Annotated in this window: 20 protein-coding genes, 1 tRNA gene and 1 riboswitch; of the genes, 9 read left to right on the forward strand and 12 right to left on the reverse strand. The window is 59.4% G+C overall.

Annotated features, from left to right (window positions below; genetic code table 11):
- Positions 1 to 242 precede the first annotated feature (242 nt).
- Positions 243 to 1,133 (reverse strand): hypothetical protein, encoded by an 891-nt coding sequence (locus DOU54_RS06210; RefSeq protein WP_113380574.1) that lies wholly within the window; start codon positions 1,131 to 1,133, stop codon positions 243 to 245.
- 137 nt (positions 1,134 to 1,270) lie between these two features.
- Entirely contained in the window at positions 1,271 to 2,398 is a 1,128-nt protein-coding gene (locus tag DOU54_RS06215; RefSeq protein ID WP_022556250.1) for an S-(hydroxymethyl)glutathione dehydrogenase/class III alcohol dehydrogenase, read from the reverse strand.
- 428 nt (positions 2,399 to 2,826) lie between these two features.
- Between DOU54_RS06215 and DOU54_RS06220 the strand changes: the two genes are divergently transcribed.
- Genes DOU54_RS06220 through DOU54_RS06230 form a run of 3 tightly spaced genes read left to right on the forward strand, consistent with a single transcriptional unit; the run spans position 2,827 to position 5,235 of the window.
- Complete coding sequence (locus DOU54_RS06220) at positions 2,827 to 4,098, forward strand: pilus assembly protein (protein ID WP_113730945.1); 1,272 nt, start codon at positions 2,827 to 2,829, stop codon at positions 4,096 to 4,098.
- Positions 4,085 to 4,660 (forward strand): TadE/TadG family type IV pilus assembly protein, encoded by a 576-nt coding sequence (locus tag DOU54_RS06225; protein WP_113380576.1) that lies wholly within the window; start codon positions 4,085 to 4,087, stop codon positions 4,658 to 4,660. Before DOU54_RS06220 ends, DOU54_RS06225 begins: the two co-directional genes overlap by 14 nt.
- Positions 4,661 to 4,665: 5 nt before the next feature.
- A complete protein-coding gene (locus DOU54_RS06230; RefSeq protein WP_004442066.1) occupies positions 4,666 to 5,235 on the forward strand; it encodes a TadE family protein in 570 nt (189 codons plus the stop codon).
- A gap of 39 nt (positions 5,236 to 5,274) precedes the next feature.
- On the opposite strand, the gene trmFO is transcribed toward DOU54_RS06230, so the two are convergent.
- From trmFO to DOU54_RS06245, 3 genes are all read right to left on the reverse strand, one after another.
- Entirely contained in the window at positions 5,275 to 6,714 is a 1,440-nt protein-coding gene (gene trmFO / locus DOU54_RS06235; protein WP_162749516.1) for a methylenetetrahydrofolate--tRNA-(uracil(54)-C(5))-methyltransferase (FADH(2)-oxidizing) TrmFO, read from the reverse strand.
- A gap of 532 nt (positions 6,715 to 7,246) precedes the next feature.
- Positions 7,247 to 7,390 (reverse strand): DUF1127 domain-containing protein, encoded by a 144-nt coding sequence (locus DOU54_RS28375; protein WP_003495735.1) that lies wholly within the window; start codon positions 7,388 to 7,390, stop codon positions 7,247 to 7,249.
- Positions 7,391 to 7,861: 471 nt separating this feature from the next.
- Positions 7,862 to 8,008 (reverse strand): DUF1127 domain-containing protein, encoded by a 147-nt coding sequence (locus DOU54_RS06245; RefSeq protein ID WP_004442060.1) that lies wholly within the window; start codon positions 8,006 to 8,008, stop codon positions 7,862 to 7,864.
- A 592-nt stretch (positions 8,009 to 8,600) separates the two neighbouring features.
- Between DOU54_RS06245 and DOU54_RS06255 the strand changes: the two genes are divergently transcribed.
- A tRNA-Leu gene (locus DOU54_RS06255) sits at positions 8,601 to 8,683 on the forward strand.
- A 240-nt stretch (positions 8,684 to 8,923) separates the two neighbouring features.
- Complete coding sequence (gene tig / locus DOU54_RS06260) at positions 8,924 to 10,402, forward strand: trigger factor (protein WP_004442056.1); 1,479 nt, start codon at positions 8,924 to 8,926, stop codon at positions 10,400 to 10,402.
- A 138-nt stretch (positions 10,403 to 10,540) separates the two neighbouring features.
- Here tig and DOU54_RS06265 read toward each other — a convergent pair whose 3' ends face one another.
- Positions 10,541 to 11,530, reverse strand: coding sequence for a carbon-nitrogen hydrolase family protein (locus tag DOU54_RS06265; RefSeq protein ID WP_113380577.1), 990 nt, complete (start codon positions 11,528 to 11,530; stop codon positions 10,541 to 10,543).
- Positions 11,531 to 11,965: 435 nt separating this feature from the next.
- Here DOU54_RS06265 and DOU54_RS06270 point away from each other — a divergent pair, with 435 nt between their 5' ends.
- Positions 11,966 to 12,613, forward strand: a complete 648-nt coding sequence (locus DOU54_RS06270) for a hypothetical protein (RefSeq protein WP_004442052.1) — start codon at positions 11,966 to 11,968, stop codon at positions 12,611 to 12,613.
- A 257-nt stretch (positions 12,614 to 12,870) separates the two neighbouring features.
- Here the strand turns inward: DOU54_RS06270 and sthA are convergent, their stop codons facing one another.
- The 3 genes from sthA to DOU54_RS06285 all read right to left on the reverse strand — a co-directional run bounded on the left by sthA (position 12,871) and on the right by DOU54_RS06285 (position 17,622).
- Entirely contained in the window at positions 12,871 to 14,274 is a 1,404-nt protein-coding gene (gene sthA, locus DOU54_RS06275; RefSeq protein ID WP_004442050.1) for a Si-specific NAD(P)(+) transhydrogenase, read from the reverse strand.
- Positions 14,275 to 15,031: 757 nt separating this feature from the next.
- Positions 15,032 to 15,565 (reverse strand): DUF1003 domain-containing protein, encoded by a 534-nt coding sequence (locus tag DOU54_RS06280; RefSeq protein WP_035210951.1) that lies wholly within the window; start codon positions 15,563 to 15,565, stop codon positions 15,032 to 15,034.
- A gap of 116 nt (positions 15,566 to 15,681) precedes the next feature.
- Positions 15,682 to 17,622 (reverse strand): LTA synthase family protein, encoded by a 1,941-nt coding sequence (locus DOU54_RS06285; RefSeq protein WP_162749517.1) that lies wholly within the window; start codon positions 17,620 to 17,622, stop codon positions 15,682 to 15,684.
- A gap of 227 nt (positions 17,623 to 17,849) precedes the next feature.
- Between DOU54_RS06285 and DOU54_RS06290 the strand changes: the two genes are divergently transcribed.
- A complete protein-coding gene (locus DOU54_RS06290; protein ID WP_113380578.1) occupies positions 17,850 to 19,529 on the forward strand; it encodes an NAD+ synthase in 1,680 nt (559 codons plus the stop codon).
- A gap of 268 nt (positions 19,530 to 19,797) precedes the next feature.
- Here the strand turns inward: DOU54_RS06290 and DOU54_RS06295 are convergent, their stop codons facing one another.
- A complete protein-coding gene (locus DOU54_RS06295; RefSeq protein ID WP_113380579.1) occupies positions 19,798 to 20,175 on the reverse strand; it encodes a bleomycin resistance protein in 378 nt (125 codons plus the stop codon).
- A 190-nt stretch (positions 20,176 to 20,365) separates the two neighbouring features.
- Between DOU54_RS06295 and DOU54_RS06300 the strand changes: the two genes are divergently transcribed.
- Both DOU54_RS06300 and bluB read left to right on the forward strand, forming a co-directional pair.
- Positions 20,366 to 21,196 carry a TolB family protein gene (locus DOU54_RS06300; RefSeq protein ID WP_113380580.1) on the forward strand — a complete coding sequence of 277 codons (831 nt, stop codon included), beginning with the start codon at positions 20,366 to 20,368 and terminating at the stop codon, positions 21,194 to 21,196.
- Between the two features lie 70 nt (positions 21,197 to 21,266).
- Positions 21,267 to 21,449, forward strand: a riboswitch (cobalamin riboswitch).
- Between the two features lie 120 nt (positions 21,450 to 21,569).
- Positions 21,570 to 22,262 carry a 5,6-dimethylbenzimidazole synthase gene (gene bluB / locus DOU54_RS06305; protein WP_092651278.1) on the forward strand — a complete coding sequence of 231 codons (693 nt, stop codon included), beginning with the start codon at positions 21,570 to 21,572 and terminating at the stop codon, positions 22,260 to 22,262.
- 205 nt (positions 22,263 to 22,467) lie between these two features.
- Here bluB and DOU54_RS06310 read toward each other — a convergent pair whose 3' ends face one another.
- Together DOU54_RS06310 and DOU54_RS06315 are read right to left on the reverse strand one after the other, a co-directional pair.
- Positions 22,468 to 23,565: a DUF2865 domain-containing protein gene (locus tag DOU54_RS06310; RefSeq protein ID WP_162749518.1), complete on the reverse strand. Its 1,098-nt coding sequence runs from the start codon at positions 23,563 to 23,565 to the stop codon at positions 22,468 to 22,470.
- Between the two features lie 135 nt (positions 23,566 to 23,700).
- Positions 23,701 to 26,016 (reverse strand): NADP-dependent malic enzyme, encoded by a 2,316-nt coding sequence (locus tag DOU54_RS06315; RefSeq protein ID WP_045533665.1) that lies wholly within the window; start codon positions 26,014 to 26,016, stop codon positions 23,701 to 23,703.

The raw sequence follows: 26,016 nt of genomic DNA on the forward strand, positions 1-26,016 counted from the left end.
CCGAGCGAATCGATGACGCCTCCCTCGAGAAGCGGCGTGTCGGCCGAAAAAGGTGCATAGGCAGGGAAACGGTCCGAAAGATAGGAGTGAATGGTATCAGCAATCTCTATTTCGCTCGTTTTTGCTGCAAGCATGTTCATTCCCCGATCTCCCCGTATATTTTCCATGGCTCCCGCACCGGAACCCCGTTTATCTGTAAAGGCCAGGTTTCGGTCAGGACAACCCCAGCACCACTAAAATACCTATGGTGGCAATAACACCAACTCTGAGTATGTTTCGTTAATAAATTGTGGGTTCCATGCGCCTTTTACTTGTATCGGCGCAGATTTATGTGCAGCGAAGCCGCCCGCGTTTCGTTCACCCTCGAGTGCAGCCATCGTCATGGCAAATCTGCCGTGGCGAAGGAGATGGCGGGCGATCGCGGAAATGTGTCTTTGTACGACTGCGCGGTCCTCGCAATAGATGAGGCGCGCGGAGGGCGCCCTTTTGGTCGCCGTTTTCAGAAAGACCAGCGGGTAATGACGGCCATCCGCCTGCATGATGGCGACGATGCAGCCGAGGCGCGCGTGATCTTCAAGCATCTCACGCGTCTCGCTGGTCAGCGTACCGGGTTGAGCGGAGGCAAGCGTTATGAGGCGGGCGCTCGAGGGGCGCAACGCCTTCAACGGCAGGGGATAAAAAAGCGTGCAATCCGTCACCGTGTGAAAGCCCAGCCTCTCATTCAGCCTGCAGGCTTCGGCCGAGGGGGTGAGGTCGGTGAAGACCTCATCCTCTGAAGACGACGCCATTTGCAGCATGCGCGGCGCGAACCATCTGCAAGCCGGCTCGACATACCAGCTGGACAGATTGACGACGACAGTGCCGGTATCCGGCAGGCGGCTTTTGATTGTCAGCAATACACCGGCGGCGGCGTCACCTTTCATCAGCAATTGCCCGACCGGACCGAGTTGCCGGCGTTCGTGATGTTCGGCGATCAGCGCAAGCCCGCGGGACCAGAAGGCCTCGCTCTTTTCAGGGAAACCTTTCGTCAGAAGACTGATGGCGGCGGCGCGGTTTCCGTTATCGATCGATACGATTTTCAGGGGCGCTCTCCGCTGTCTGGCGTCACTCGGCCTGAGGAAGAGATTTTTCAACCCCACCGCGCGTTATGGGATTACAACGATAGATTTACCGTCCCGTTAATCGCGCTGGCTGCAAGGCCGAAGGAGCGATCACATTTGCATGAATGGGCAGGCGCGCGTGCTGCGCGCCTGCTGATGTTGCCGGCCGATCAGTACACGACGACGCCGCGGATGCTTTCGCCCCTGTGCATCAGGTCGAAGCCCTTGTTGATGTCTTCGAGCGGCATGGTGTGGGTGATCATCGGGTCGATCTGGATTTTGCCTTCCATGTACCAGTCGACGATCTTCGGCACATCCGTGCGGCCGCGCGCGCCGCCGAATGCGGTGCCCATCCAGTTGCGGCCGGTGACGAGCTGGAACGGACGCGTGGAGATTTCCTGGCCAGCACCCGCAACGCCAATGATGACCGACTTGCCCCAGCCGCGATGGGAGGCTTCCAGCGCCTGGCGCATGACCCTGGTATTGCCGGTGCAGTCGAAGGTGTAATCCGCGCCGCCGATCAGGTCGCCGTTGCGCTTCGTCATGTTGACGAGATAGGGCACGATATCGTCGCCGACTTCCTTCGGGTTGACGAAGTGGGTCATGCCGAATTTTTCGCCCCAGGCCTTGCGGTCCGGGTTGATGTCGACACCGATGATCATGTCCGCGCCGGCAAGACGCAGGCCCTGCAGCACGTTGAGGCCGATGCCGCCGAGACCGAAGACGATGGCCGTGGAGCCGATTTCGACCTTGGCGGTGTTGATGACCGCACCGATGCCCGTGGTGACGCCGCAGCCGATGTAGCAGACCTTGTCGAAGGGGGCGTCCGGGTTGATCTTGGCGACGGCGATTTCCGGCAGAACCGTGTAGTTCGAGAAGGTCGAGCAGCCCATGTAGTGATGGATCTTGTCCTTGCCGATCGAGAATCGCGAGGTGCCGTCCGGCATCACGCCCTGGCCCTGCGTGGCGCGGATGGAGGTGCAGAGATTGGTCTTGCGCGAGGTGCACGAATAGCACTCGCGGCATTCCGGCGTGTAGAGCGGAATGACATGATCGCCCTTCTTGACGGAGGTAACGCCCGGTCCGACATCCACGACGATGCCGGCGCCTTCATGGCCGAGAATGGCCGGAAACAGGCCTTCCGGATCGGCGCCGGAAAGGGTGAAGTCATCGGTGTGGCAGATGCCGGTCGCCTTGACCTCGATCAGCACTTCGCCGGCCCGGGGACCTTCGAGCTGAACGGTCATGACCTCGAGCGGTTTTCCTGCCTGAATGGCAACGGCGGCGCGGACGTCCATATCTTATCTCCTGGCATTGTCTCGTGATTGGATGGGGCTGTTTTGCCCGAGCTTGGCTGGAGGGACAAGGGGCAAGCCCAAGTTTGTGTTTACGCATGTCACCGTGGATGCAAATCCTATACCGGCGTCACACGCTCATGCGCTTTTATCGAAGATAGCTAATTTATTAATAAATAAACTAAGCATATGAATTTACGTCATATTTTTCAGTTCCGATTGAGCTTTGATTTACGGTTTGCGTGTTAATTGACCCCTGTATTTTCAGTGCTCAGGCGACGTTGCCCGAAAAGCAGCGCCGCAGGCGGCCAAAGAGCTATTTTCAATCAACCGGCGTTAGCCGGACATATTTAGCGTCGCAGAAAGCCAGGCCAGTCGCTTTTCACAGCGCGCCTTTCCCATGGTGATCAGCGACATGAGACGGTGTTTTGATGACGAGCAGGCCGATAAAAAAAGCAGCACGGGAAAGGGGAGCGTTTTTCTCGCTGCTCAAGGACCGCAAGGGCGCTTTCGCCATTATGACCGCACTGTTGCTGCCCCTCTTCGTCCTTCTGTTAGGGGTGCTTTTCGAAGGCGGCCGGGCGCTGGTCTATTACAACCAGTCAAAGCGCGTCATGGCGCTGGCCTGCGAACGATCGACCAAGCCCACGCGTACCGATACGCCTGAAGATGAGGACCGCCGGGAAGCCGTGCTTACAACCTTCGATTCGATGATCCAGTCTACAAAACAAAAGGTGATCACCCGCGATGTTGTCATTGACTGGCTGCGCACGGATATGAGGGCGGAGTTCGGCTATAATCTGCTGTTTGCCAAGATGCTCAGCCTCGACGAATTCAAGTATCGTTTGAACTACACTTGCCAGGGCATCCCGCCTTATCCCTATGATGGTGAAGTGCTGGTCAATAATGATTTTGAGAAAACGTCACTCGATAAAGAGCGCGTTCTAAAAAACGGGGTCACCGCAAGGACCCCCGGCGGTTGCTGGGGGGTCTATCGCTATACCGAGATCCGCTGGGACGGCGGGACAGACCCCGGTATCGAATTGCAGGACTGGAGCAGCCCCTGCTGCCGCAAGAACCACGACTGGGATGGCTATCCGGACGGGTTTGCGCAGAAAGTTGAGAAAGACAAGGAAACCCTCAACGACAAGGCCTGCGATATCAAAGACACAGACAAGGCGGCCAACACGCCCAGAGATATGGTCGACGACTCCATGGGCAATAATGCGTCCTTGCCGACGCGCTACGTGATCGAACTGGACAGCGACTGGGGCGCGGTGAGGCAGGGAGGTAAAAAGCCCATGAACGCCAACAGCTCCATCTTCAAAAAAGTGGAGCTTCATCCCGGCTACTATGAGATATCCGTGTGGTACAACGGCCGTAAGAGTCATTTCAAGGACCCTTCCAATCCCGGCAAGCTGATTACCGCTGAGCAGACGAACGGCATCGATGTCACCCTGCAGCAGCTTCTGCCACAATTGGGCACTGTAAAACCGGTCTTCAACATGCGGCAGGGACCGGGCATGGAAAATCCCGTCGATCAGGCCATCAAGTGGCGCTATTACCAGAAGAAATTCACGGTCGACACCTACTCCGTATACAAGCTCACCATCGCCGCATCGGGTTTCAGTGACAGCGTCGGCGGCATCATCACCGGGTTCGAACTGAGATATATCGGAAGGTACGGCGATGAGCGCCGGTAACCGCGTCGAAGCTCGACGGCCAAAAAAACGTCCAACGTCCTCTCGTTTCAATAACCGGTGGCTCGGGCATTATCGGCGTTTTGCCGATGACAGGCAGGCGGCAGCAGCGATTGAGGTCGCGATATTGATGCCGTTCTTCCTCATTCTGATCTTCGGGATATTGGAAATCGGTCTGTTGTTCCTTTATCATCTCAACCTGTCGACGGCCACGACTGCAGGCATAGAATATCTTCGTAAAGCGGCGATGCAGCGGGAGCAGGTGACTGCGGACGCGCTTCGGCGTGCGATCGCGGCCAAGTTTATCGGGGCGACGGACACGGAAACCCTGAAGATAACGCTTGTTCCTATAGCCGATGACGACATCGTCGCGACGCCGATCTCCTTCCCCATCGTCAACCGCTTTCAGGCGCCGAACAGTTCTGCCGGTCAATATATACTTGCGATCGGCTACAACTGGAATTTCGTCATGCCGACGACAGATCTGCTTGTGCCCAAGTTCGGAGGCGTTCGTCAGCTGCAGAATGTGTCGCTGGCGGTCACGGCCGTACGGGTGACGGAATGATCGGCATGGGTTCACACCGTATCTTCCGGCTCTTCTCCTGCCGATCCGGCGCCGCTGCCGTCGAGATGGGACTTCTGGCGCCGGTCCTCATTCTTTTTCTGGCAGTCATTGTCGAAGTCGGACGAGGCTGGATCAGTTATGATCGTTTTGTCACCGTGATCGATAATGCGGCCAGATGGTCGGCACGATTTCCGGAGTTCGAGACACGGGTCAGAACCGGTGTGTCCCAATTCGCGATCATCGCGGGCAACGGCATCCTCGCAACGGATAAGCTCAATCTGACTTTGCGAAGCGTTGAGCTGACCGGCGGCACGCCTAAAGAACAATTCAGGCCGTATAATTTCTTTGGATCGGCCGAGGACGTGCGATGGCAAAAGGCAGTGACTGACGGTGGATTTGGCCCCAAGGAAGCGATCATCGTTGTCTCCGGCCGCTACAGCTACCAGCCGCTGTTCTCAATCCTCTTTGGAACGACGATCACCTTCGAGCACGTTGCCGCAGTCAATCCCTTCTTCTCAAGGCATTATCCCTATCAGACCGGCAAATCCGATTTTGGTAAATGGAACGTGATGTAACGACGGCGGTCATGCCAGGTTGCCATGTCTCGGCGTCAGTCAGGTCGCCGCGCCGCCTTTGGGCGTCGCGAGCCACGCCGCACAATCCTTCAACGCCCGCGCCGCGATCAGCTGACGTTTCATGATCGTCTTGTCCTTGCCGCGAAAACGCTTGACGCCTTCTGGCTTGACGATCGAGCCCGGCTCCAGTTCGGGGAAGAGGCCGAAATTGATGTTCATCGGCTGGAAGGAGCGTTTGCCCGGTTCATCATCGGAAGACAGGTGGCCGCCGGTGATGTGGTTGAGCAGCGAACCTAGCGCGGTGGTAGCCGGCGGCAGGCTCGGGGTTTCGCCCTTTTGCTCGGCGGCGGCGAAGCGGCCGGCGAGGAGGCCGACGGAGGCGCTTTCCACATAACCCTCACAACCGGTGATCTGGCCGGCGAAACGCAGGTCCGGCCGGGATTTCAGCTTCAGCGAGCGGTCAAGCAGGGCGGGGGAATCGATATAGGTGTTGCGGTGCAGGCCGCCGAGGCGCGCGAATTCCGCATTTTCGAGGCCGGGTATCATGCGGAACACATCCGCCTGAACGCCGTATTTCAGCTTCGTCTGGAAACCGACCATGTTGTAGAGCGTGCCGAGCGCATTGTCCTGGCGCAGCTGGACGACGGCATAGGCCTTGACGGTGGGGTTGTGGGCATTGGTGAGGCCCATCGGCTTCATGGGGCCATGTCGCAGCGTTTCGCGCCCGCGCTCGGCCATGATTTCGATCGGCAGGCAGCCGTCGAAATAGGGCGTGCCTTCCCATTCCTTGAAACCGACCGTGTCTCCCGCGATCAGCGCGTCGATGAAGGCGTTATATTGCTGCTCATCCAGGGGGCAGTTGATGTAGTCCTTGCCCGTGCCGCCGGGGCCGACCTTGTCGTAACGCGACTGGCACCAGCAGATATCCATGTTGATGCTGTCGCGGTGGACGATCGGGGCGATGGCGTCGAAAAAGGCGAGCGCATCCTCACCCGTCTCGGCCTGGATGGCGGCGGCAAGATCCGGCGAGGTAAGAGGCCCGGTCGCGATGATCGTGTTGCCCCACTCCTTCGGCGGCAGGCCGTTCACCTCTTCGCGGACGATCGTCACCAGTGGGTGACCCTCCAGCGTTTTCGTCACGGCCTCGGAAAATCCGTCGCGGTCAACGGCAAGCGCGCCGCCGGCCGGCACCTGGTGTTTATCGGCGCAGGCCATGATCAGCGAGCCGGCAAGCCGCATTTCCGCATGGATGACACCGACCGCGTTCGCCGTCGCATCGTCGGAGCGGAAGGAGTTGGAACAGACCAGTTCCGCCAGCGTATCGCCCTTATGCGCATCCGTACCGCGCACACCGCGCATTTCGTGCAGGATGACGGGAACGCCGCTCTCCGCAATCTGCCATGCGGCTTCCGAGCCGGCCAGCCCGCCGCCGACGACGTGAATGGGAGAAATGGTCTTGTCTTGCATTTCGGTGTCCATGGGCGGCCGCGGGGCCAAGGCTCCCGTCCGGCGGCCGTCATTCGAGTGAGTGTTCCGCGCGGGTCCTAAAAGGACGCGGCATTGTTTGCCGATGCACTAGCATGCATGGCGGGGGCAGCCAAATGGTTTTGGCGGATGGAGGCTAGTGGGCTACGAAGCTCCCGCCGGGATCGAGGAGCAGGCGCGCATTTTGAAGCGGGCGGATGCTGCCTGCTTCTTCTCCCCGCCGGGGAGAAGGTCGCGGCAGCGGGATGAGGGGGCGAGGTTGGAGATATCAGGGGAGCTGGCCCCCTCGGGGAGAAGAAACAAGCGGCGATCTCGAACCCGATGTATTTGGCCTAACGCCCGTATCCGAAATGCCGGCCGGCCCTGTAAAACCGAATGGTGGCGGAAGCCAGGAGTGCATCTTCGAAAAATAGCTGCTTGCAGCGGAAACTCCAGAATCAAAAACGGCGCCAGAGGCGCCGCTTTCTTAACCTGTCGCTCAATCGTCGCGCCCTGGAGGTCGGGCAGCGGGACGATCGTTTACGCCTTAGCGGAACGAACGGGCTGCTACGTTACGGATGTCGTAACGGGTCAGGCCGATGTCGCTCAGAGCCTGGTTGGAGAGGCTGCCGAGTTCGTTGATCGTGCGGCGGTAGGAGATCCAGTTCTTTGCGATGCGGATAGGGTTCATGGTCGTTTCCTCAATCTATCTCTGTTGATTTCGTCTGCCGGCTCAGCGGTTTCTCTGTGCTCTCGGCTGTTGAGGTTTATATATAGACATGAAGCCATGTTGTGCAGTGCAGAATTTAGGCTACTGCCATGCATTTGTGCAGTATGTCGTCTAAATTTGCGGCTTTGGGTATCATATGGGCAAAATATGAGCGGAAATGCCTGCCTTTGAGGCGGCTTTGAGGATATGGCGGCCTTAGATGGCTTTCGAAAGGGCTCTGCGGCGTGAGAGGGCAATCGGAGCAGGCCCGGACATCATCCTGCCGTACGCCAACACTCGGCATCAATGCATTTATCCGTCGGCCCAGCAGGCGGTACAGACGAATTGCTTGGAGTTGGGGCGCCACCCAAAACGAAAAAAGGCCAGAGGCGGAAGCCTCAGGCCTTTTGGGTAGGTCGTCTCGCATCCGCCGCAGAGCGGCGGGGCGTCCAATTAGAAGCCGACGGCGGTCTTGGCGACGCGGCGGATGTCCTGACGGCCAATGCCGAGGTCATTCAGTTCGCGGTCGGTCATGCGGCCGAGTTCGGTTACGGTCTGACGATACTTGCGCCAGTTGGTGAGCGAGCGTGCAATGTTCATTTTCATCTTCCTCTTCGTGCTGTTCAGTCGCCGCGGCCAGTCTTGGGAGGCTTTGGTCCGGGGCTGAACTCGATGTCTGTATGACCACGAATATAATCGGTTTAATCAAAACAAAAACAGACAAAGCAAGATGCCACCTATGCATTAAACGCAATGCAATCCGGTAAAATGCCCCGATTGCGGCGATTCATGCATAATTTGTGACCAATTTGTGTGCTTTTGATGGAGTTATCCGCTGCAGCCTTGCGGCGGTGCGTCATGCGGCGGCTGCGTGCGGCGGTACCGGCGCCATCATGTGCCCGCCGTGCCATATTATATATAATGTCAATGCGGCCGCGTGTTAGCGTGAAGCGGCCATATGATAGGGGGGTCGGTAATCGGGGAGGACGATGGCGCGCTACGCCGCTTTCGTCCCTGTATCCTGAAGGCTTGCCGGTCTTTCGTGTTCCGAAAATCCGTTGGCCGGTCGCGAAAGCGGGCCGGGCCTCCTTCTGCCCAGGCCGGCTGGCAAGAAAAGTCCGGGCGAAACGAAAGGCAGCGGAACGGCGTGCTTGACCCTTTCTGAACATTGTGACATACCGCCGCCCAACGTGCGGGTATGGCGGAATTGGTAGACGCATTGGTTTTAGGTACCAACGCTTCGGCGTGGGAGTTCGAGTCTCTCTACCCGCACCACAAGCAAGGCATGGCTGTGCCACGCTTGCGCCAGAGTGCATCCTTACAGGATGCGGGGAGCTTCGGGGTTCATTTCTCCCCTTTGGTCTTTGTTCTCCGGTGCAGGCGTAACGGTGTCCGGCAGGCGCTTGTGTAAGAAATAAGGGAAGCCACGGCCGGGGAACGATGTTTCCGGCGCAGTGCTCGAAAGTAAACCAACGGCTGTCTGAGCACCGCCGCCATGATGTGAAGGTTAGGAAAATGCAGGTTATCGAAACGCTCGCTGAAGGGCTGAAGCGCGAACTCAAGGTCGTTATTCCGGCTGCCGACATGAAGGCCCGTCTGGACGAGCGCCTGGTCGACGCCAAGGACAAGGTTCGCATCAACGGTTTCCGTCCCGGCAAGGTGCCGGTTGGCCACCTGAAGAAGATGTACGGCAAGTCCATCATGGCCGACCTCGTCAACGAGCTGGTTCGTGAAAAGCCGTCCGAAATCCTCTCCAGCCGCGGCGAGAAGTCTGCAACGCAGCCTGCGATCTCCATGACCGAAGACGAGCAGGAAGCTGAAAAGATCCTGTCGGCCGAATCCGACTTCGAATTCACCGTTGCCTACGAAATCATTCCGGCCATCGAACTGAAGGCGAATGACGGCATCAAGGTTACCCGCGAAGTTGTGGAAGTGACCGAAGACGAAATCAACGAGCAGATCCTCAAGATCGCCGAAAGCGCCCGCACCTACGAGACCAAGAAGGGCAAGGCCGCTGAAGGCGACCGCGTCACCATGAACTACCTCGGCAAGGTTGACGGCGTTGCCTTCGACGGCGGCGCTGCTGAAGACGCTGAACTGGTTCTCGGTTCGGGCCGCTTCATCCCCGGCTTCGAAGACCAGCTGGTTGGCGTCAAGGCCGGCGACGAAAAGACCATCACCGTGACGTTCCCGGCCGATTACCCGGCGGCGAACCTTGCCGGCAAGGAAGCCAACTTCGACATCACCGTCAAGGAAGTTGCTGCTGCCGCTCCGGTTGAAATCAACGACGAACTGGCCGAAAAGCTTGGCCTCGAATCGGCTGAAAAGCTGAAGGAAATCGTCAAGGGTCAGATCGAAAGCCAGTACGGCAACGTCACCCGTCAGAAGGTCAAGCGGCAGATCCTCGACCAGCTGGACGAGATGTACAAGTTCGACACGCCGGCTGGCCTGGTTGACGCCGAGTTCGACAACATCTGGCGCCAGATCAACACCGATCTCGCCCAGTCCGGCAAGACCTTCGCTGACGAAGACACGACCGAAGAAGAAGCCCGCGAAGAATATCGCAAGCTGGCTGAACGCCGCGTCCGTCTTGGCCTCGTTCTCTCCGAAATCGGCGAAAAGGCCGGCGTCGAAGTGACCGAAGAGGAAATGCAGCGCGCGCTGTTCCAGCAGCTGCAGCAGTTCCCGGGCCAGCAGAAGGAAATCCTCGATTTCTTCCGCAACACCCCCGGCGCTTCCGCTTCGCTGCGCGCTCCGATCTTCGAAGAAAAGGTCATCGACAAGCTGCTCACCGAAATCTCGGTAACGGACAAGACCGTTTCCAAGGAAGAGCTGCTGGCTGACGACGGCGAAGAAGCCACGGAAACCAAGAAGAAGGCGCCTGCCAAGAAAAAGGCTGCTGCCAAGGCTGACGACGCCGCTGAAGGCGAAGAAGCCGCTCCGAAGAAGAAGGCTCCGGCCAAGAAGAAGGCCGCTGAAGGCGACGCCGAATAATCTTCTTCAGCGCAAGCTGATTTGAATGGAAGGGCCGTGGCGAAAGCTGCGGCCTTTTTGTTTGGGAAGATGCGAGTGGTTCCGCCCTGAGCGACGTAGCCAGTGGCACAAATCAGCGCCACTGGCAGGTGCAGAATGCTAGAACTGGTTCCGGCTATCGCTTCTAGGATCGTTATCCACCTGGTGAGGTGCATATAGATCGCCACGCGCTTTTTGCCGCCATGGTCGCGCGGGATGTTCTCGATTGATGATGACGTCCGCCACCGCAATGGCCGGTAAACCACTGACCGGGCATTGCGCCGCCCATTGACCATCCGGCGCTGCTATTGCCGATGGGGCGCCGGGACTTTGGGTAGCAAGTGTGGAATAGCTGGCCCAGTAGGTATTGCTCGCTGCATGCCCCAATATCTCGGCGGCAAATGCAGGGGCATTTGAAGCGTCTTCGCCTGCGGTAGAAAACAGCATGCAATCAACACTGAGCTTCTCATATTCCATGAATATTTCCGGGTAATGCGCCTCCATGCCAAGCGCGCAACCGAAGCGGAACCCATCGACGTCGAACGTCACGGGGAGGTGTCCCGGCGAGTACATGAACGAGATTTTGGTTTTCGACAACAGACGTTCATCATAGCGGGTTATAATCGCGCCACGATCTGAGATGACGTACAGGCTGTTATATGGTCTGTGCGGCGGCGTCAGTCGATGGACGGCACCGAGAACTGTCCAGAGTTTCAGCTTGCGCGCCAGTTTTCTGGTCGCCTCCAGTTCTTTGCGCAGAGTGTCCCATTCAAAGCGTGTCCAGTCGGAAGGGCCTATTTTTCGCGGACCAGTCTCTGACATGATCCGTTTATGCGGCCAGCACGTTGCCCCTTCAGGGAAGTGTATGAGACGTGCGCCAGCAAGATGGGCATCGTTCATAAGACGGCGTATTTCCTGTCCGCAGGTTTTTAGGGCGGAGATATCACGAGGATCGTTGATCAAGGATGTCTGCGCGACCGCCACCCTTATTGAGTTGCTCATAGGAGCGTCCGGTATTCTGCGAATATGCTGGAGAGCAGCTGTATAAGATTCGCCTGTTTTGGCCGCGCGAGCTCTCACCCGACGTTTTAAATTGCTATTTTGCGTCATTGTCAGGCCTTTCACGTCTCAGACGCAGTTCCCCAGCAACCCGCCCGAAACGATCGGACCAAGACAATTGCCTGAGACACTAGTCCCTTTGCCTCCGTGGAAGACCCTGCTGGGGAAGGTCGTGGAGGTTAGGCGCAGGCCACGCGCTCACGAATATCCGTTGGAAAACGCCGATTCGTCAAGCGGCCGGGATACCTGGCCATGTGAAGCTTCCCGATCACAATGCAGTGCAGCATGATTTTTTGCTGCATATGCTCTTGTTCATCTCCCGTTCATCTGGCACCCTGCGCAGCATGATTTGCCTGGTCGTATCAAGCGGCCGTTCGGGCATTGCGCCGCTTGAATGTGGCTTCATCGCAGCCAAACCATTGGCCTTAGCTTTTACCGTGCTTGCCGGGTTCTCCCGGTGCGCCCTTAATTTGCCAGGGGACAAGTATGTCGCTCCGAACGGGTTCTGCCCTTGTATTATTGTTCTTCACCGCAGCCGCGGCCGCCCATGCCGATGAGGCGGGGCTGATCTGGAAGCCGGTCAAGAATTCCGATCGGTCCTATACGGCGCGCATCGGCGCGAAACTGCCGGTCGATACCCCGATCCGGGCCGGGCTGGAAATGGGCATGAATGCCTCAAAGACGGGGCAGGTGGTGGATACGCCGGTGCGGCTGTGGGGTAATGTCACGTTGCTGGCCGAACAGCTGCCGGGCGTCTCGCTTGCGCGGGATGTCGGCGTCATGTTCAACGCCCTGACAGGGTCGAGCAGCGTTTCCATGACCTCGCAGCAGAAGCGCATCGTTACGCCGGAGCTGGATATCGAGGCGAACCGCAATTTCACCGTGCGGTATGACGGCACGGCGCAGCAATGGAACGGGCTTGATGTCTCACAATCGCTGCGCCTGTCCCGCTCGGAAACCGGCACGGCCTTCGTGCTGACGGGGGCGAGCCGCAACAGTTTCAACGAGTTCAGCAGCGGTGTCGCGGTGGAACAGAAGCTGGGCGATCACCTGACGGTGCGCGGGACGCTGGATCAGGGTTATGCGGATCATTTCCGGCCGGGGGTAAGTGCGCGGTACAGTATTCGGTGGTGAGGGGGCGGGCTGGCTGTATACGGTTAGTTCGCAGGTGAGAAAGTCTCTTTAGGGGCGAAAACCTTTCCTCCGTCATGCCGGGCTTGACCCGGCATCCAGTGACGGCGAGTCGGCGCTGTGAAAGAGTCTTTCGCTATCAAAGATTTGATCGCGCTGGATCCCGGCTCAAGGCCGGGATGACGGGATGGGGATGCTGTGCTTTCTCAAAAGGCCGATTACGGCAACTCCGCCGTCTCAAAAGCCGCCCCCGTGCAACCTCAATCCTTCTTGATCTCACCCATGCGGTTCCACGCATCGAGTCCTGCAATCTTGTAGGCTTCCGCCAGTGTCGGGTAGTTGAACGTATTCTCGACGAAATATTCCACCGTGCCTTTGAGGTTCAGCACCGCCTGGCCAATATGCACCAGTTCGGTGGCGCCTTCGCCGACGATGTGGACGCCGAGCAGGCGGCGGGTTTTCAGCGAGAAGATCATCTTCAGGAGGCCGCTGTCGAGACCCATGATGTGGCCGCGGGAGGTCTCGCGAAAATGGGCGATACCGCATTCATAGGGAATGTTGCGTTCGATGACTTCCTCTTCCGTCAGGCCGCAGGTGGAGATCTCCGGCACGGCATAGATGCCGTAAGGGAAGAACTGCGGCGGTTCGCCGGCCGGTGCCCCAACGGCATGGCGGGCGGCGATGCGGCCCTGTTCCATGGACGTGGAGGCAAGGCTCGGGAAGCCGATGATATCGCCGGCGGCATAGATGTTCGGCACGGACGTCTGGAAGGTTTCAGGATCGACTTTCAGGCGACCGCGGCTGTCGGCTTCCAGCCCGCAGGCCGAAAGGTTGAGCGTGTCGGTGGCGCCGACACGGCCGGCGGCGAAGAGGACGGTCTCGGCCTTCAGAACGCGGCCATTGCCGAGCGAGACGAGGCACTTGCCGCTCTCGTCGCGCTCCACCTTTTCCGCCTTCTGCCCGAAGATCAGCTTCATGTTGCGGTCGCGCAGCTGATAGGCGAAATCCTCGACGATTTCCTTGTCGATGAATTCGAGCATGGTTTCGCGCGGTTCCACCACCGTCACCTGCGTATCGAGCGCGCTGAAGATGGTGGCATATTCGATGCCGATGACGCCCGCGCCAACCACGATCATGGAGCGCGGCAGTTCCTTGATTTCGAGAATCTCGTCCGAATCGAGCACCGCTTCGCCATCGAAGGGAATATGCGGCGGCCGGTAGGGGCGGGTGCCGATGGTCAACAGAATGGAAGTGCCGGTGACATTCATGATCTCACCGTCGTTCTTCACCACCTTCATGGTGTTGGCGTCAACGAAGCTTGCCGTGCCGCGAATGTGCTGCACGCGGTTGCGGGCGAACTGGTGTTCCAGCACTTCCACTTCGTGATCCAGGGTGATGAGCAGGCGGCGGCGAAGATCCTCGGCGTCGATCTCCTGCTTGACGCGATAGGAGCGACCGTAAAAACCGCGCTCGCGCCAGCCGGTGAGGTTGAGCGCCGTTTCGCGCAGGGTCTTGGAAGGGATGGTGCCGGTATGCACCGAAACGCCGCCGACGCGGCTGCCTTTCTCGATGACCAGGACCTTCTTTTCGAGCTTGGCGGCCTGAATGGCGGCCCGTCTTCCCGCCGGACCGCTGCCGACAACAATCAGATCGAACTGGTGCATGAAAAACCCCGGAATAGAATGCATTTCGATACCGGATGTCGCATCCGGCATGGCGTAGCCGCGAAATGGTCGTGATGCCATTTTGACGATGGGGAGTGATTCCCCCGTTTGCCTTGCCCGCTAGAGTGCAATGCAACAAACGCCTGCGTCAATCTGTAGCGCAAGAATCTGACGGATTCGTAACTGGGTGGGGATTTTCCGGAGGGTCGCGCGATTCACATCGGACGGAGGTGGGTGTGGCTTACCCCCCTCTGCCCTGCCGGGCATCTCCCCCTCAAGGGGGGAGATCGGCAAGAGGCTCTCCCACGGCTCATTCTCAAACTTCGAGATAGTCGAAACCTAGCCGCATATCGATCTCCCCCCTTGAGGGGGAGATGCCCGGCAGGGCAGAGGGGGGTAAGCCACACCCACCTCCGTCCACTTTTCCTGAACATGCCTCTAAAACCCCAACAGCTTCATCCCGCACGGCACTGCCGAACGGGTGATCGCTAGAGAGGTCGGGCGATTGCCCGGCTGCGCCTCGGATGGGTTTGGTGTGGGTCGGATGCGTTGCGCAGCCGGGTCTTTCACCATGCCGTATCTCGCAAGGGCCGTGCACGGCGCGTTGCGAAATGGTCCTTTCCACGAACGTTGCCAGCGTTCCACCACCAGGACCGTCCTTTGGTTTCCGCCACGTCTGGCGTCCACCCGGCAGGACTGCGACCAATATAACAGCCTGTCGCGGAGCGGGGAAAAGCGGGGGTGAATTTTTCCGGTGTCAGTCTTCCTTGCGGGTGACGTGGCGGTGAAGTGCTGCAAGGTCCTGCCGCAGCGCAGCCAGTTCGGCCAGCACTTTCACATCGATCTTTTCATGCAGTGAAAGCACTTCCAGTTCTGCCTTCAGATTCACCTCATAATCCTTGGCGGCCTCGAAGCGGTCGCGGGCGGCCTGACGATTCTGTGACATCATGATGATTGGCGCCTGAATGGCCGCCAGCATGGAAAGAAGCAGGTTGAGGAAGATGAAGGGGTAGGGATCGAAAGCGCGGGTGGTCAGTACGATGGTGTTGATGATAGCCCAGAAAATCAGGAAAAAGCAGAAGCCGAGGATGAAACTCCAGGAACCGCCGACCCTGGCAATCTTGTCTGCCAGCCTGTCGCCGAAACTGGCGCCGGCGGAAAATTCCGCATTAATATCGCTCGAAACCAGCTTTTTCTGGTGCGCCAGCTCGAGAATGCGCCGTTCCACCTCGCCGATTTCACGAGAGGAGCGCTTGAAATGAGAGACGATATAGTCGGAGATATCTGACACGGGCGTGTCTCCGGTTCTGATTGGCGGTGCGGAGCTTTCCCGAGATAAACCCGCATGATGGCGGAATTCAAACGTTTTCCGCCACCATGCGTTCAGGCGTCCCTCGCCGAAATTCATTACACCGACGGCGCGCCCTCGTGCAGCCAATTGAAGCCGGGGAAAAAGCGCTCTTTTCCATATTGCTTGCCGAACATCATGTCGAATTGCAGCAGGCGATAATTGCGCACCACGTCAGGGACCGCGTTCGGCGCGATCGACCAGTCGGGCAGGGCATCGCCGCCGGCCGTCACGAGCATGTGCCGGTCGATCACGGAAAAGGCCTGCTGAACTTCACCCAGCGTGCCGGTATAGAAAGGATCGGAAAAGCCTGCGGTCTTCAGCACGTGATAGGGCAAAAGCGCCGGGCTGATGGTGCCGATATTCTTACGCACGCCCTTCTTCGAAGACCACACGACGAGCGGCGTCTCGTGCTCCTTCTTCATCACCTCAAGCGGTGCGCGGCGGCTTGCCACCATGCCCGGCATATAGCCGCTTTCCACGAAGGTCTGGCCGAGCGGCGGCAGATGATCGCCGAAGAGGACGATGATTGTCTCACGATCGCGCTTCTTTGCCCAGCGCATCAGCTTCAGCAGCGCTTCGTCCGCTTCCACCACCCCTTGAGAATAGGTGGCGAGCGCCTGCGAGGCCGAAGCCGAGAGTTCGCCCTCAATGCCGATGGTGTTTTCGGCGTAACGGTTTGTCTCATAGGGGCCATGTCCCTGCAGGGTGACGGCAAAGAGGAAGAGCGGGTTCTGCGTCCGGTCCGCCGTCGCCATGATCTCTTCCATCAGCGCGTCGTCGGAGGCAAAATTGCCGCGTTTTTCCATGGCCGGTAGCGTCTCTTCGGAGCGGAATTCCTCGAAGCCAAAATTTTTATAGACCTGCTTGCGGTTCCAGAACCATTCCTGGAACGGATGAACTGCGATGGCGGAATAACCTTCGCCGCGGAAGAAGCTGGCGAGCGAGGGCACCGGGCGGCGGATATATTGCTGGTAGGGAATGCTGCCATAGGGCAGGAAGGCGTTGGAAAACCCGGTCAAGGCCTCGAATTCCACATTTGCCGTCATGCCGCCGAACTCGGGCGAAAACACGTTGCCGGACTGTTTGGCGCGGATGGTCGGCATGGGATCGGCCGAGAGATTCACGTTTTCAAGCTGGGTCGGATCCCACAGGGACTCGCTCATCAGCATGATGACGTCAGGGTAATCACCCTTGTTGGCGGCGAAAGATGCCGGTTCCGAGGTGAGATCGGCGATGCTGTTTTCGCCGTAACCCTCCGGCGCCGAGACATTGGCCATGGGAATATTGAAGGCGAAGGCCATCAGGAAGCCGTTGTGACGGTAGTTTTCCTGCTGATCCCACATCATGGGGATGATGTTGAGGCGATCGCGCACCCAGGAATAATGCGAATAGTCCATCAGCGAGGCGAGGCTGGCGAGAAGCGGCAGCGCCAGCGCAAGGCCGGCGGCGCGCTCACGCCAGCGCAACACCGGCGAATGACGGTGCGCCAGCAGCCAGAGAGCCGCGAGAGAGGCAATTGCGGCGCTGAGGCCGAGACCCACCAGCATCGCCGTAAACGGCTGCGCCTTCAGCATGGTTGGCAAAAGTTCGAGAATCTGCCGCCCGAATAACAGGTCTGAGGGATAAAGCGGATCGGAAAGATAGGTCTGTTTCTGCGCTGAGATCAGCCCCACCAGTGCGCAGAGCGGCGCGACCGCTATCAGCGAAAGATAACGCCGGCCGAGGATCGCATCGAGCGCGACGAGAAGGGCGAGCACGGCGGCAATGGTTGTCATGCCCGGACGCGCGGAGGAGGTGATGAAAGTGCCGACATCCTGAAGCGAGCCGCGGACGACCCATTCCAACGCCACGACCAGCACGACGGACGCGACCGTCAGGTTGGCAAGCGTGTAGGCCGTGCCCGAAAGCTTCGAAAGGCTCCTTGTCCATGCAGGCGAAAAGACAAAACCAGCCTTTTCGGAAGCCGTTGTTTTTGGCGCCGAATCTCTCAAACCCATACTCCGGTATTTCAGGCGCCAGCACCGATCCGGGGAGGTGAATCGGGTGTCGCAAAAGTGTCATGTAACTGTCACATAAGCGCGATGAACGCGACATGAACTTTATGGGATGTGCATATAAGCGCGATAACCTTCGCGTGAGGGCGGCTGTGTCGAGAAGCGCACGAATGAATGCAAGTGGGAATTGCTGCGTTGCGGAGCGATCACGGGCGCGGTATTGAAGGGTTATGAGCGACAGACACGATATAGAGAACCATCTCCGGATTGCCGTCGGGCAGTTCAATCCCACCGTTGGCGACGTGGCGGGCAATCTCGCCAAGGCGCGTGAGGCAAGGGCCGATGCGGCAACGCAGGGCGCCGATCTTCTGCTTCTCACCGAACTCTTCATTTCCGGCTATCCGCCAGAGGATCTGGTGCTGAAACCTGCTTTTTTGAAAGCATGTCTGAAAGCGGTGGAAGAACTGGCTGCGGAAACCGCCGATGGCGGGCCGGGTATCGTTATCGGTTTTCCGCGACAGGGCGAGACGGGTCGGCACAATTCCGTGGCGCTTCTCGATGGCGGCAAGATCATTGCGCTGCGCGACAAGATCGACCTGCCGAATTACGGCGAGTTTGACGAAAAGCGTGTTTTCTCCGAAGGGTCGATTTCCGGGCCCTATAACTTCCGCGGGGTGAGGATCGGCATTCCGATCTGCGAGGAAATCTGGAACGACATGGGCGTCTGCGAGACGCTGGCCGAAAGTGGCGCGGAAATCCTGCTGGTGCCGAACGGCTCGCCCTATTACCGCGGCAAGCTGGATGTGCGCCATCAGGTGGCACTCCGGCAGGTGATCGAAAGCGGCCTGCCGCTGGTTTTCGCCAACCAGCTGGGCGGGCAGGACGAGCTGGTGTTCGATGGTGCGAGCTTTGGCTTCAATGCCGACAAGACGCTCGCCTTCCAGATGAGCCAGTTCGAAGCCACGCTTGCTGTAACCGACTGGAAACGCACAGCGGATGGCTGGCGCTGCGAAAGCGGGCCATTTTCCAAGATTCCCGAGGGTGAGGAGGCGGATTACCGGGCCTGCATGCTGGGCTTTCGCGATTACGTCAACAAGAACGGTTTCAAGAGCGTGGTTCTTGGCCTTTCCGGCGGCATCGATTCGGCGATATGCGCCGCCCTTGCCGTCGATGCGCTGGGCGAGGAGCGGGTACGCTGCATCATGCTGCCTTACCGCTATACCTCGGAAGAATCGCTGAGGGACGCCGCCGATTGCGCCAAGGCGCTCGGCTGCCGTTACGATATCGTGCCGATCGTGGAGCCGGTGGAAGGTTTCCTGTCTGCGCTGTCAGAACTTTTCGAGGGCACCGAAGAGGGCATTACCGAAGAAAACCTGCAGAGCCGCACGCGCGGCACCATCCTGATGGCCGTTTCCAACAAGTTCGGCTCAATGGTGGTGACGACGGGCAACAAGTCGGAGATGTCGGTGGGTTACGCCACGCTTTATGGCGACATGAATGGTGGTTTCAACCCCATCAAGGACCTCTACAAGATGCAGGTCTATGCCATTTCCGCCTGGCGCAACGCCCATGTGCCGCCGGGCGCGCTCGGCCCTTCCGGCGAAGTGATCCCCGCCAACATTATCGCCAAGGCTCCATCGGCCGAATTGCGCCCCAACCAGACCGACCAGGATTCGCTGCCGCCGTACCCGGTGCTGGACGATATTCTCGAGTGCCTTGTCGAGAAGGAAATGTCGGTCGAGGAAATTCTGGCGCGCGGCCATGATTTGGCGACCGTGCATCGGGTGGAGCATCTGCTCTATCTCGCCGAATACAAGCGCCGGCAATCGGCGCCGGGCGTGAAGATCACCAAGAAGAACTTTGGGCGGGACCGGCGTTATCCGATCACAAACCGGTTCCGGGATCGGTAGGGCGTTTTGGGAGGGCGCGTTTAACGCCGTCCCTGCTTGATGAATTGGGCAAGCGCATTGTGAGACGGTGCGGCATATTTCTTCTCCCGCCGGGGAGAAGGTGGCCCGAAGGGTCGGATGAGGGGGCAAGCTCTCCTGATATCTCTAGGCTTGCCCCCTCATCCCGCTGCCGCGGACTTCTCCCCGGGCGGGGAGAAGAAACAAGTGGCATGCGATCGATCCACAACGGAGCGTCTTGATTGGCGCGGAAAACTCCGCGCCGCTCACCTCAAATAACCTGCCCCACATCGATACGATTGCCGTCAGGGTCTTCAAACACAAAGGCCCTCAGACCATAATCCTTGTCCTGCAGCCCTTTGATGATGCGCAGCCCATGGCTTTTGCAAATCGCATGCAGCGCATCGACATCGCTCACCATCATATGCGCCACGTTGAAAGGAGCTGCCCTGTGGGCCGGCTGTAATGTCAGATGCAGCTCGGCATTGCCCTGTTTGAGGATCATGAAGCCGACAGGGTTGCCGTTTTCGAAGGTCTTTTCGAAACCGAGCACGCCGACGTAAAAATCACGGGCCTTTTCGATATTTCTGACAGGAAGCATTGCGGCGATCCGCCCGAAGCGGATGCCGTGATCGGCGATGGTACTCATCGCGGAACCTCGAATCTGGGAGAAACGGGGAGGGTCACGGGCGGTGCCGGAACGCTGGCGTTTTTTCCGATTTGAATTTGCAGGACGGTGCCTGCGGCCATAGGATCATAATCACGGCGGTGGTTAAAGCAAACTGAATGTGCGCGCGTGCCAACGGTCCGAGCCAGACTTTTATAGCCCGGGAGGCAGAATGCGCAGCTCCATCGAAATCTTCAACATCCGTACCCGGCAGATGCGGGTGGTGTGGCAGACGCCTGACCTGTTCGAGGCACCGAACTGGTCGCCGGATGGACAATATCTGCTGTTGAACAGCGAAGGGCTGCTTTATCGCCTGTCCCTTTCCGGTGACGCGTCGCCGGAGAAGGTCGATACCGGCTTTGCCACGCTCTGCAACAACGACCACGGCATTTCGCCTGACGGTTCGCTTTATGCCATTTCCGACAAGGTGGAATTCGGCAAGAGCGCCATCTATCTCCTGTCATCGGCGGGCGGCGCGCCGCGGCTAATGACAAGGAACCTTCCTTCCTACTGGCACGGCTGGTCACCGGATGGGAAAAGCTTCGCCTATTGCGGCATTCGCGATCAGATTTTCGATATCTATTCCATGGACATAGACAGCGGCGTTGAGACACGCCTTACCCATGGTGAGGGCCGCAATGACGGGCCGGATTATTCGCCTGACGGCGCGTGGATCTATTTCAATTCCAGCCGCACCGGACGGATGCAAATCTGGCGGGTGCGGGTGGATGGCTCAGCCGTGGAGCGCATCACCGACAGCTCCTATGGCGACTGGTTTCCGCACCCGTCACCAAGAGGGGACAAGGTTGTCTTCATTTCCTATGACGGCGACGTATTCGATCATCCCCGCGATCTCGACGTGCGGGTGCGGCTGATGGATATGGATGGCGGCAATGTCGAAACGCTTTTCGAGCTGTTTGGCGGGCAGGGCACGATGAACTCTCCCAACTGGTCACCTGATGGCGACGAGTTCGCTTATATCAGATATTTTCCGGTGGAATGATGAAGGTAAGGTGCGGCAGGCCACATTGCCGCACCACCTGCACGGCACTTGTGTTCGCAAGCTTTTTTGCCCATAGCTTCACCCGTCAGGTGCCCGCCCTTCGGCGGGAGAATCGGGAATCCGGTGAAAAACCGGAACGTGCCCAACGCTGTGAGGCGGATGCTCTTTTTCTCATGCCACTGGAGCAATTCGGGAAGGCGAAACGGGGCGGATGAAGCTTAGTCAGAAGACCGGCCTGGCAGGATGGACCGAACCGCGCGGACGGCGGCAGGTTGCTGGAAAGCGAGTTGTCGCTGCAAACCTCCCATGGTTTCGGCACCGGCCCGCCCCGCATTGTTAGGGATAAACGATGCAGACCGAACCGCCCGTCGCCATGCCGCCCGACTCCAACCCGTTCGATCACGCGCTTTCACCCGCCCGCCCGTTTTCCGGCGAGGAGCGTGAGGCCGTCTATCGTGCCATCGAAACCCGCCGCGATGTGCGCGACCAGTTCCTGCCGGACCCGCTGCCGGATGATCTCATCGAGCGCCTTTTGAGGGCGGCGCATTCGGCGCCCTCGGTCGGTTTCATGCAGCCGTGGAACTTCACCCTCGTCACCGATGGCGCCGTGCGCCAGGCGGCATGGGTGGCCTTCAGCCGCGCCAATGAAGAGGCGGCGGCGATGTTTACGGGTGAAAAGCAGGCGCTTTATCGCAGCCTGAAGCTCGAAGGCATCCGCAAGGCGCCGCTCAGCATCTGCGTCACCTGCGATCCGACACGGGGTGGCAAGGTGGTGCTGGGTCGCACCCATAATGCACGCACGGATGTCTATTCCACCGTCTGCGCCATCCAGAACCTCTGGCTCGCGGCCCGCGCCGAAGGCGTCGGCGTCGGCTGGGTCAGTATTTTCCATGACAGCGATATCAGGGCCATTCTGGATATCCCCGATCATATCGAGATTGTCGCCTGGCTGTGCCTCGGTCGTGTCGATACGCTTTATACCGAACCGGAACTGGCGGTGAAGGGCTGGCGGCAGCGCGTGCCGCTGGAAGAGCTTGTGTTTCGTAACCGCTGGGGTGGGGTGTAGACCCGGAGGCCTGCGAACAGGGCGGGACGTTGCCGCGCATTTCTTCTCCCCGCCGGGGAGAAGGTGGCCCGAAGGGTCGGATGAGGGGGCAACGGTAGAGATTTACGGAGAGCTTGCCCCCTCATCCCGCTGCCGCGGACTTCTCCCCGCCGGGGAGAAGAAACAAGGGGCACGCGCTCGCACCATTCCGCGTGCAGAAGAGATTTCACTGCTGTGGCTGGATACCCTTCAGCGCCGGGTTCTTCAGGTCGATCTTGCCGGTCTGGTCCGGCAGGAATTTGGGCCCGATGACGCGTACTTTTGTGTCGTTCGGGTCATAGTCGCGTTCGGGAACAGGTTGTTCCGGCGGCTTTGCGGCCTGCTGCTCGGCGGGCTTCGGGGCCTTGTCACCTTGCGGCGATGGAATGGTGGTGATGCTGGAATAGGGCTTTTCGGCTTCCGGCCGGGACGCCTGTTCCTGCTTTTGCATCTCCTCGTGATAGGCGGCCATGTTGCAGGCGCAGCCGGGCGCTTTCCTTGAGGCATTGCGATAGGCGAAGGCGGTCGGCAGGTCCTTGTAGGGTTTGCCGGTTTCAGCGGACACCATGTCTGCTGTTTCCTGATCCGTCATGGAGTGGAAATAGAGCTCCGTCTCCGTACCCGGGCACATTTTCTGGCACTGCTCGGCCTGCGCGCGAAAATCGAGTGGCGAGGCGTTGGAGGCGATCGGGAAGAATGAGCCGTCGCAGGTGCGCACGCAGAGTGTGCGAAGCCCGCCCTCCGCGGCGTTGGGGTAAGGGGAAAGGCCCGCCTGTCCCGGCTCACCGCCATTCTGCCTGAAGGCATCGGGATAACGCGTCACATCGGGTGCAGGCGATGCTTGACGGTTCATCTCCTCAGCGGGGGTGCAGCCATTGGCATCGAGGGCGGCAAGAATGCGCTCGCGCCTGGTATCGCCGTCGTCGCTCCTCGCCGCCGCCATGGCGTCGTCGCGATCGCGGATGATCGCGTCGCGTTCGGCCTCGGCATCCACAAGCGCATCGCCGATCTCGGCGCAGAGCCCGGCATTGGGATTGCCATAAACGATGACGCTGCCGGACGAGCAGCCAAAGCTGCGCATGTCGTTCCTGATCTTGCGGATGACGATGTTCTGGTGGGCAAGCGCATTGGCGTAACGCCGCACCTCGGCCGTGTTGCCGATGACACGGGGTGGTTCTCGCAACTGTTGATAAAGCGTATCGCACACCTGATCCGCAAGAGCGGCGGCAGGAGCGATGAAAACAAGGGGAAGCAGAAGGCCGATGATGCGGCTGCGCCGGGTCAATTGTGCGATCCGTTTGATGTCCCCGGCCGGTGGCAGGGGTGTTATGCTTCAGGAAATCCGTGTTTCAGGAAGATAACATAAGCTGTTGCCGCATTGCGGCAACAGCATGTTCAAAACTGCGTTAATGCGCCTTCATCACACCGAAGGGTGAGAGGCCTGCACCACGGCGAAGGCCGCCATGTTGACGACGCCGCGCGAGGTGACGCTGGGCGACAGGATATGGGCGGGCAGGGCCGTGCCGAGCAGGATCGGGCCGACATGCAGGCCTTCCGTCAAGGTGCGGGTGACGCCCAGCGTGATGTTGGCCGCATCGAGGTTCGGGAAGACCAGCAGGTTTGCTTCGCCGGTCAGCACGCTGTTGGGCATGGCGCGTTTGCGCAGCGCTTCTGACAGGGCCGAGCCGCCCTGCATTTCGCCGTCCACTTCCAGTTCGGGTGCAGCCTCCTGCACGATCTTCAGCGCGCGGCGCATCTTGCGGGCGCTTTCGGAATCGCGCGAGCCGAAATTGGAATGGCTGGCGAGCGCGATTTTCGGCGTGATGCCGAAGCGGCGGATTTCCTTCGCGGCAAGAATGGCCATTTCGGCCACTTCTTCCGATGTCGGATCGTTGTTGACGAAGGTATCGGTGAGGAACAGCGCACCCTGCTGGGTGATGAGCAGGCTGAGGCCGGCGAAGGAGCGGACGCCGTCCTGCTTGCCGATGATCTGGTTCACGTCGCGCAGATGGCGGTCGTAACGGCCTTCGAGACCGCAGATCAGCGCATCGGCTTCGCCACGCTTGACCGACAGCGCACCGATGACAGTCGTGTTGGTGCGCACGATGGTGCGTGCCGCTTCCGGGTTGATGCCGGCGCGGCCGACCAGGGCGAAATAATCATCCACGTAGTCGCGGTAGCGCGGATCGTCTTCCGGGTTCACCACGGCGAAATCCGTATTCGGGCGGATGCGCAGACCGAAACGCTTGAGGCGCGTTTCGATGATCTGCGGACGGCCGATGAGGATCGGGATGCCGGTGCCTTCTTCCAAGAGCACCTGGGCGGCGCGCAGCACGCGCTCGTCTTCGCCTTCGGCAAAGATGATGCGCTTCTTTTCGGCGGCCTTTGCGGCGTTGAAGACAGGCTTCATGATGAAACCCGAGCGCCAGACGAAGCGGTTCAGCTGGTCGAGATAGGCTTCGAAATCGGTGATCGGCCGGGCGGCAACGCCGCTTGCGGCGGCAGCGCGGGCAACGGCCGGGGCAATGCGCAGGATAAGGCGCGGATCGAAGGGCGAGGGGATGAGGTAGGTCGGGCCGAAGATCGGCGTTTCGCCGCTGTAAGCCTTGGCGGCCACTTCGGAGACTTCCTCACGCGCGAGTTCCGCGATGGCCTGCACGGCGGCCATCTTCATTTCCTCGTTGATCGTCGTCGCGCCGCAATCGAGCGCGCCGCGGAAGATATAGGGGAAGCAGAGCACGTTGTTGACCTGGTTCGGGAAATCCGAACGGCCGGTGCAGATCATCGCGTCCGGGCGGGCGGCACGCGCCTCTTCCGGCATGATTTCTGGCTTGGGGTTGGCAAGCGCGAGGATCAGCGGGTTCTCCGCCATGCGCTCCAGCAGTTCCGGCTTCAGAACGCCTGCCGCCGACAGGCCGAGGAAGACATCGGCGCCGTCGATCGTTTCGGCCAGCACGCGCTTGTCGGTCTTCTGGGCGTAAACTTCCTTCCACTCGTCCATCAGCGTATTGCGGCCGTCATAAACGAGGCCCTCGATGTCGTGGACCCAGATGTTTTCTTTCTTCGCGCCCATCGCAACGAGGAGGTTGAGGCAGGCAAGGGCTGCCGCACCGGCGCCCGAGGCAACGATCTTGACGCTGGACAGGGACTTTCCGGCCAGTTCCAGAGCGTTGGTGACAGCGGCGGCGACGATGATCGCGGTGCCGTGCTGGTCGTCGTGGAAGACGGGAATGTTCATCTTCTCGCGCAGCTGGCGCTCCACCTCGAAACACTCCGGCGCCTTGATGTCTTCAAGGTTGATGCCGCCGAAGGTGGGTTCCAGCGCCGCGATGGTGGAAACCATGTCGTTAATGCCGGGCGCGTCGATCTCGATATCGAACACGTCGATACCGGCGAATTTCTTGAAAAGGACGGCCTTGCCTTCCATCACAGGCTTGGAGGCGAGCGGGCCGATATTGCCGAGGCCAAGCACGGCCGTGCCGTTGGAGATGACGGCGACGAGATTGGCGCGGGCGGTGTAATCCGCCGCCATTTCCGGATTTTCATGGATGGCGAGGCAGGGTGCGGCGACACCCGGCGAATAGGCGAGCGCCAGATCGCGCTGGTTGCCGAGCGGCTTGGTGGCCTGGATCTCCAGCTTGCCGGGGCGCGGATAGCGGTGGAAAAAGAGCGCCTGTTCTTCGATGTCGGCCTTTGCCGTGTTGGCGGGCGTGTTGTTCTTATCGTGAGAGGTCAT

This window comes from Agrobacterium sp. MS2, assembly GCF_003261015.1.
GTDB classification, from domain to species: Bacteria; Pseudomonadota; Alphaproteobacteria; order Rhizobiales; family Rhizobiaceae; genus Agrobacterium; species Agrobacterium pusense.

What these genes read in the sequence shown, in the direction of transcription:
- DOU54_RS06285 (WP_162749517.1), bottom strand. Translation starts at nt 17,622, where the DNA reads ATGGGTTTGAGAGATTCGGCGCCAAAAACAACGGCTTCCGAAAAGGCT.
- DOU54_RS06295 (WP_113380579.1), bottom strand. Translation starts at nt 20,175, where the DNA reads ATGAGTACCATCGCCGATCACGGCATCCGCTTCGGGCGGATCGCCGCA.
- DOU54_RS06230 (WP_004442066.1), top strand. Translation starts at nt 4,666, where the DNA reads ATGGGTTCACACCGTATCTTCCGGCTCTTCTCCTGCCGATCCGGCGCC.
- DOU54_RS06300 (WP_113380580.1), top strand. Translation starts at nt 20,366, where the DNA reads ATGCGCAGCTCCATCGAAATCTTCAACATCCGTACCCGGCAGATGCGG.
- sthA (WP_004442050.1), bottom strand. Translation starts at nt 14,274, where the DNA reads ATGCACCAGTTCGATCTGATTGTTGTCGGCAGCGGTCCGGCGGGAAGA.
- DOU54_RS06245 (WP_004442060.1), bottom strand. Translation starts at nt 8,008, where the DNA reads ATGAACATTGCACGCTCGCTCACCAACTGGCGCAAGTATCGTCAGACC.
- DOU54_RS06315 (WP_045533665.1), bottom strand. Translation starts at nt 26,016, where the DNA reads ATGACCTCTCACGATAAGAACAACACGCCCGCCAACACGGCAAAGGCC.
- DOU54_RS06220 (WP_113730945.1), top strand. Translation starts at nt 2,827, where the DNA reads ATGACGAGCAGGCCGATAAAAAAAGCAGCACGGGAAAGGGGAGCGTTT.
- DOU54_RS06265 (WP_113380577.1), bottom strand. Translation starts at nt 11,530, where the DNA reads ATGACGCAAAATAGCAATTTAAAACGTCGGGTGAGAGCTCGCGCGGCC.
- tig (WP_004442056.1), top strand. Translation starts at nt 8,924, where the DNA reads ATGCAGGTTATCGAAACGCTCGCTGAAGGGCTGAAGCGCGAACTCAAG.
- DOU54_RS06215 (WP_022556250.1), bottom strand. Translation starts at nt 2,398, where the DNA reads ATGGACGTCCGCGCCGCCGTTGCCATTCAGGCAGGAAAACCGCTCGAG.
- DOU54_RS06290 (WP_113380578.1), top strand. Translation starts at nt 17,850, where the DNA reads ATGAGCGACAGACACGATATAGAGAACCATCTCCGGATTGCCGTCGGG.
- DOU54_RS28375 (WP_003495735.1), bottom strand. Translation starts at nt 7,390, where the DNA reads ATGAACCCTATCCGCATCGCAAAGAACTGGATCTCCTACCGCCGCACG.
- DOU54_RS06270 (WP_004442052.1), top strand. Translation starts at nt 11,966, where the DNA reads ATGTCGCTCCGAACGGGTTCTGCCCTTGTATTATTGTTCTTCACCGCA.
- trmFO (WP_162749516.1), bottom strand. Translation starts at nt 6,714, where the DNA reads ATGGACACCGAAATGCAAGACAAGACCATTTCTCCCATTCACGTCGTC.
- DOU54_RS06225 (WP_113380576.1), top strand. Translation starts at nt 4,085, where the DNA reads ATGAGCGCCGGTAACCGCGTCGAAGCTCGACGGCCAAAAAAACGTCCA.
- bluB (WP_092651278.1), top strand. Translation starts at nt 21,570, where the DNA reads ATGCCGCCCGACTCCAACCCGTTCGATCACGCGCTTTCACCCGCCCGC.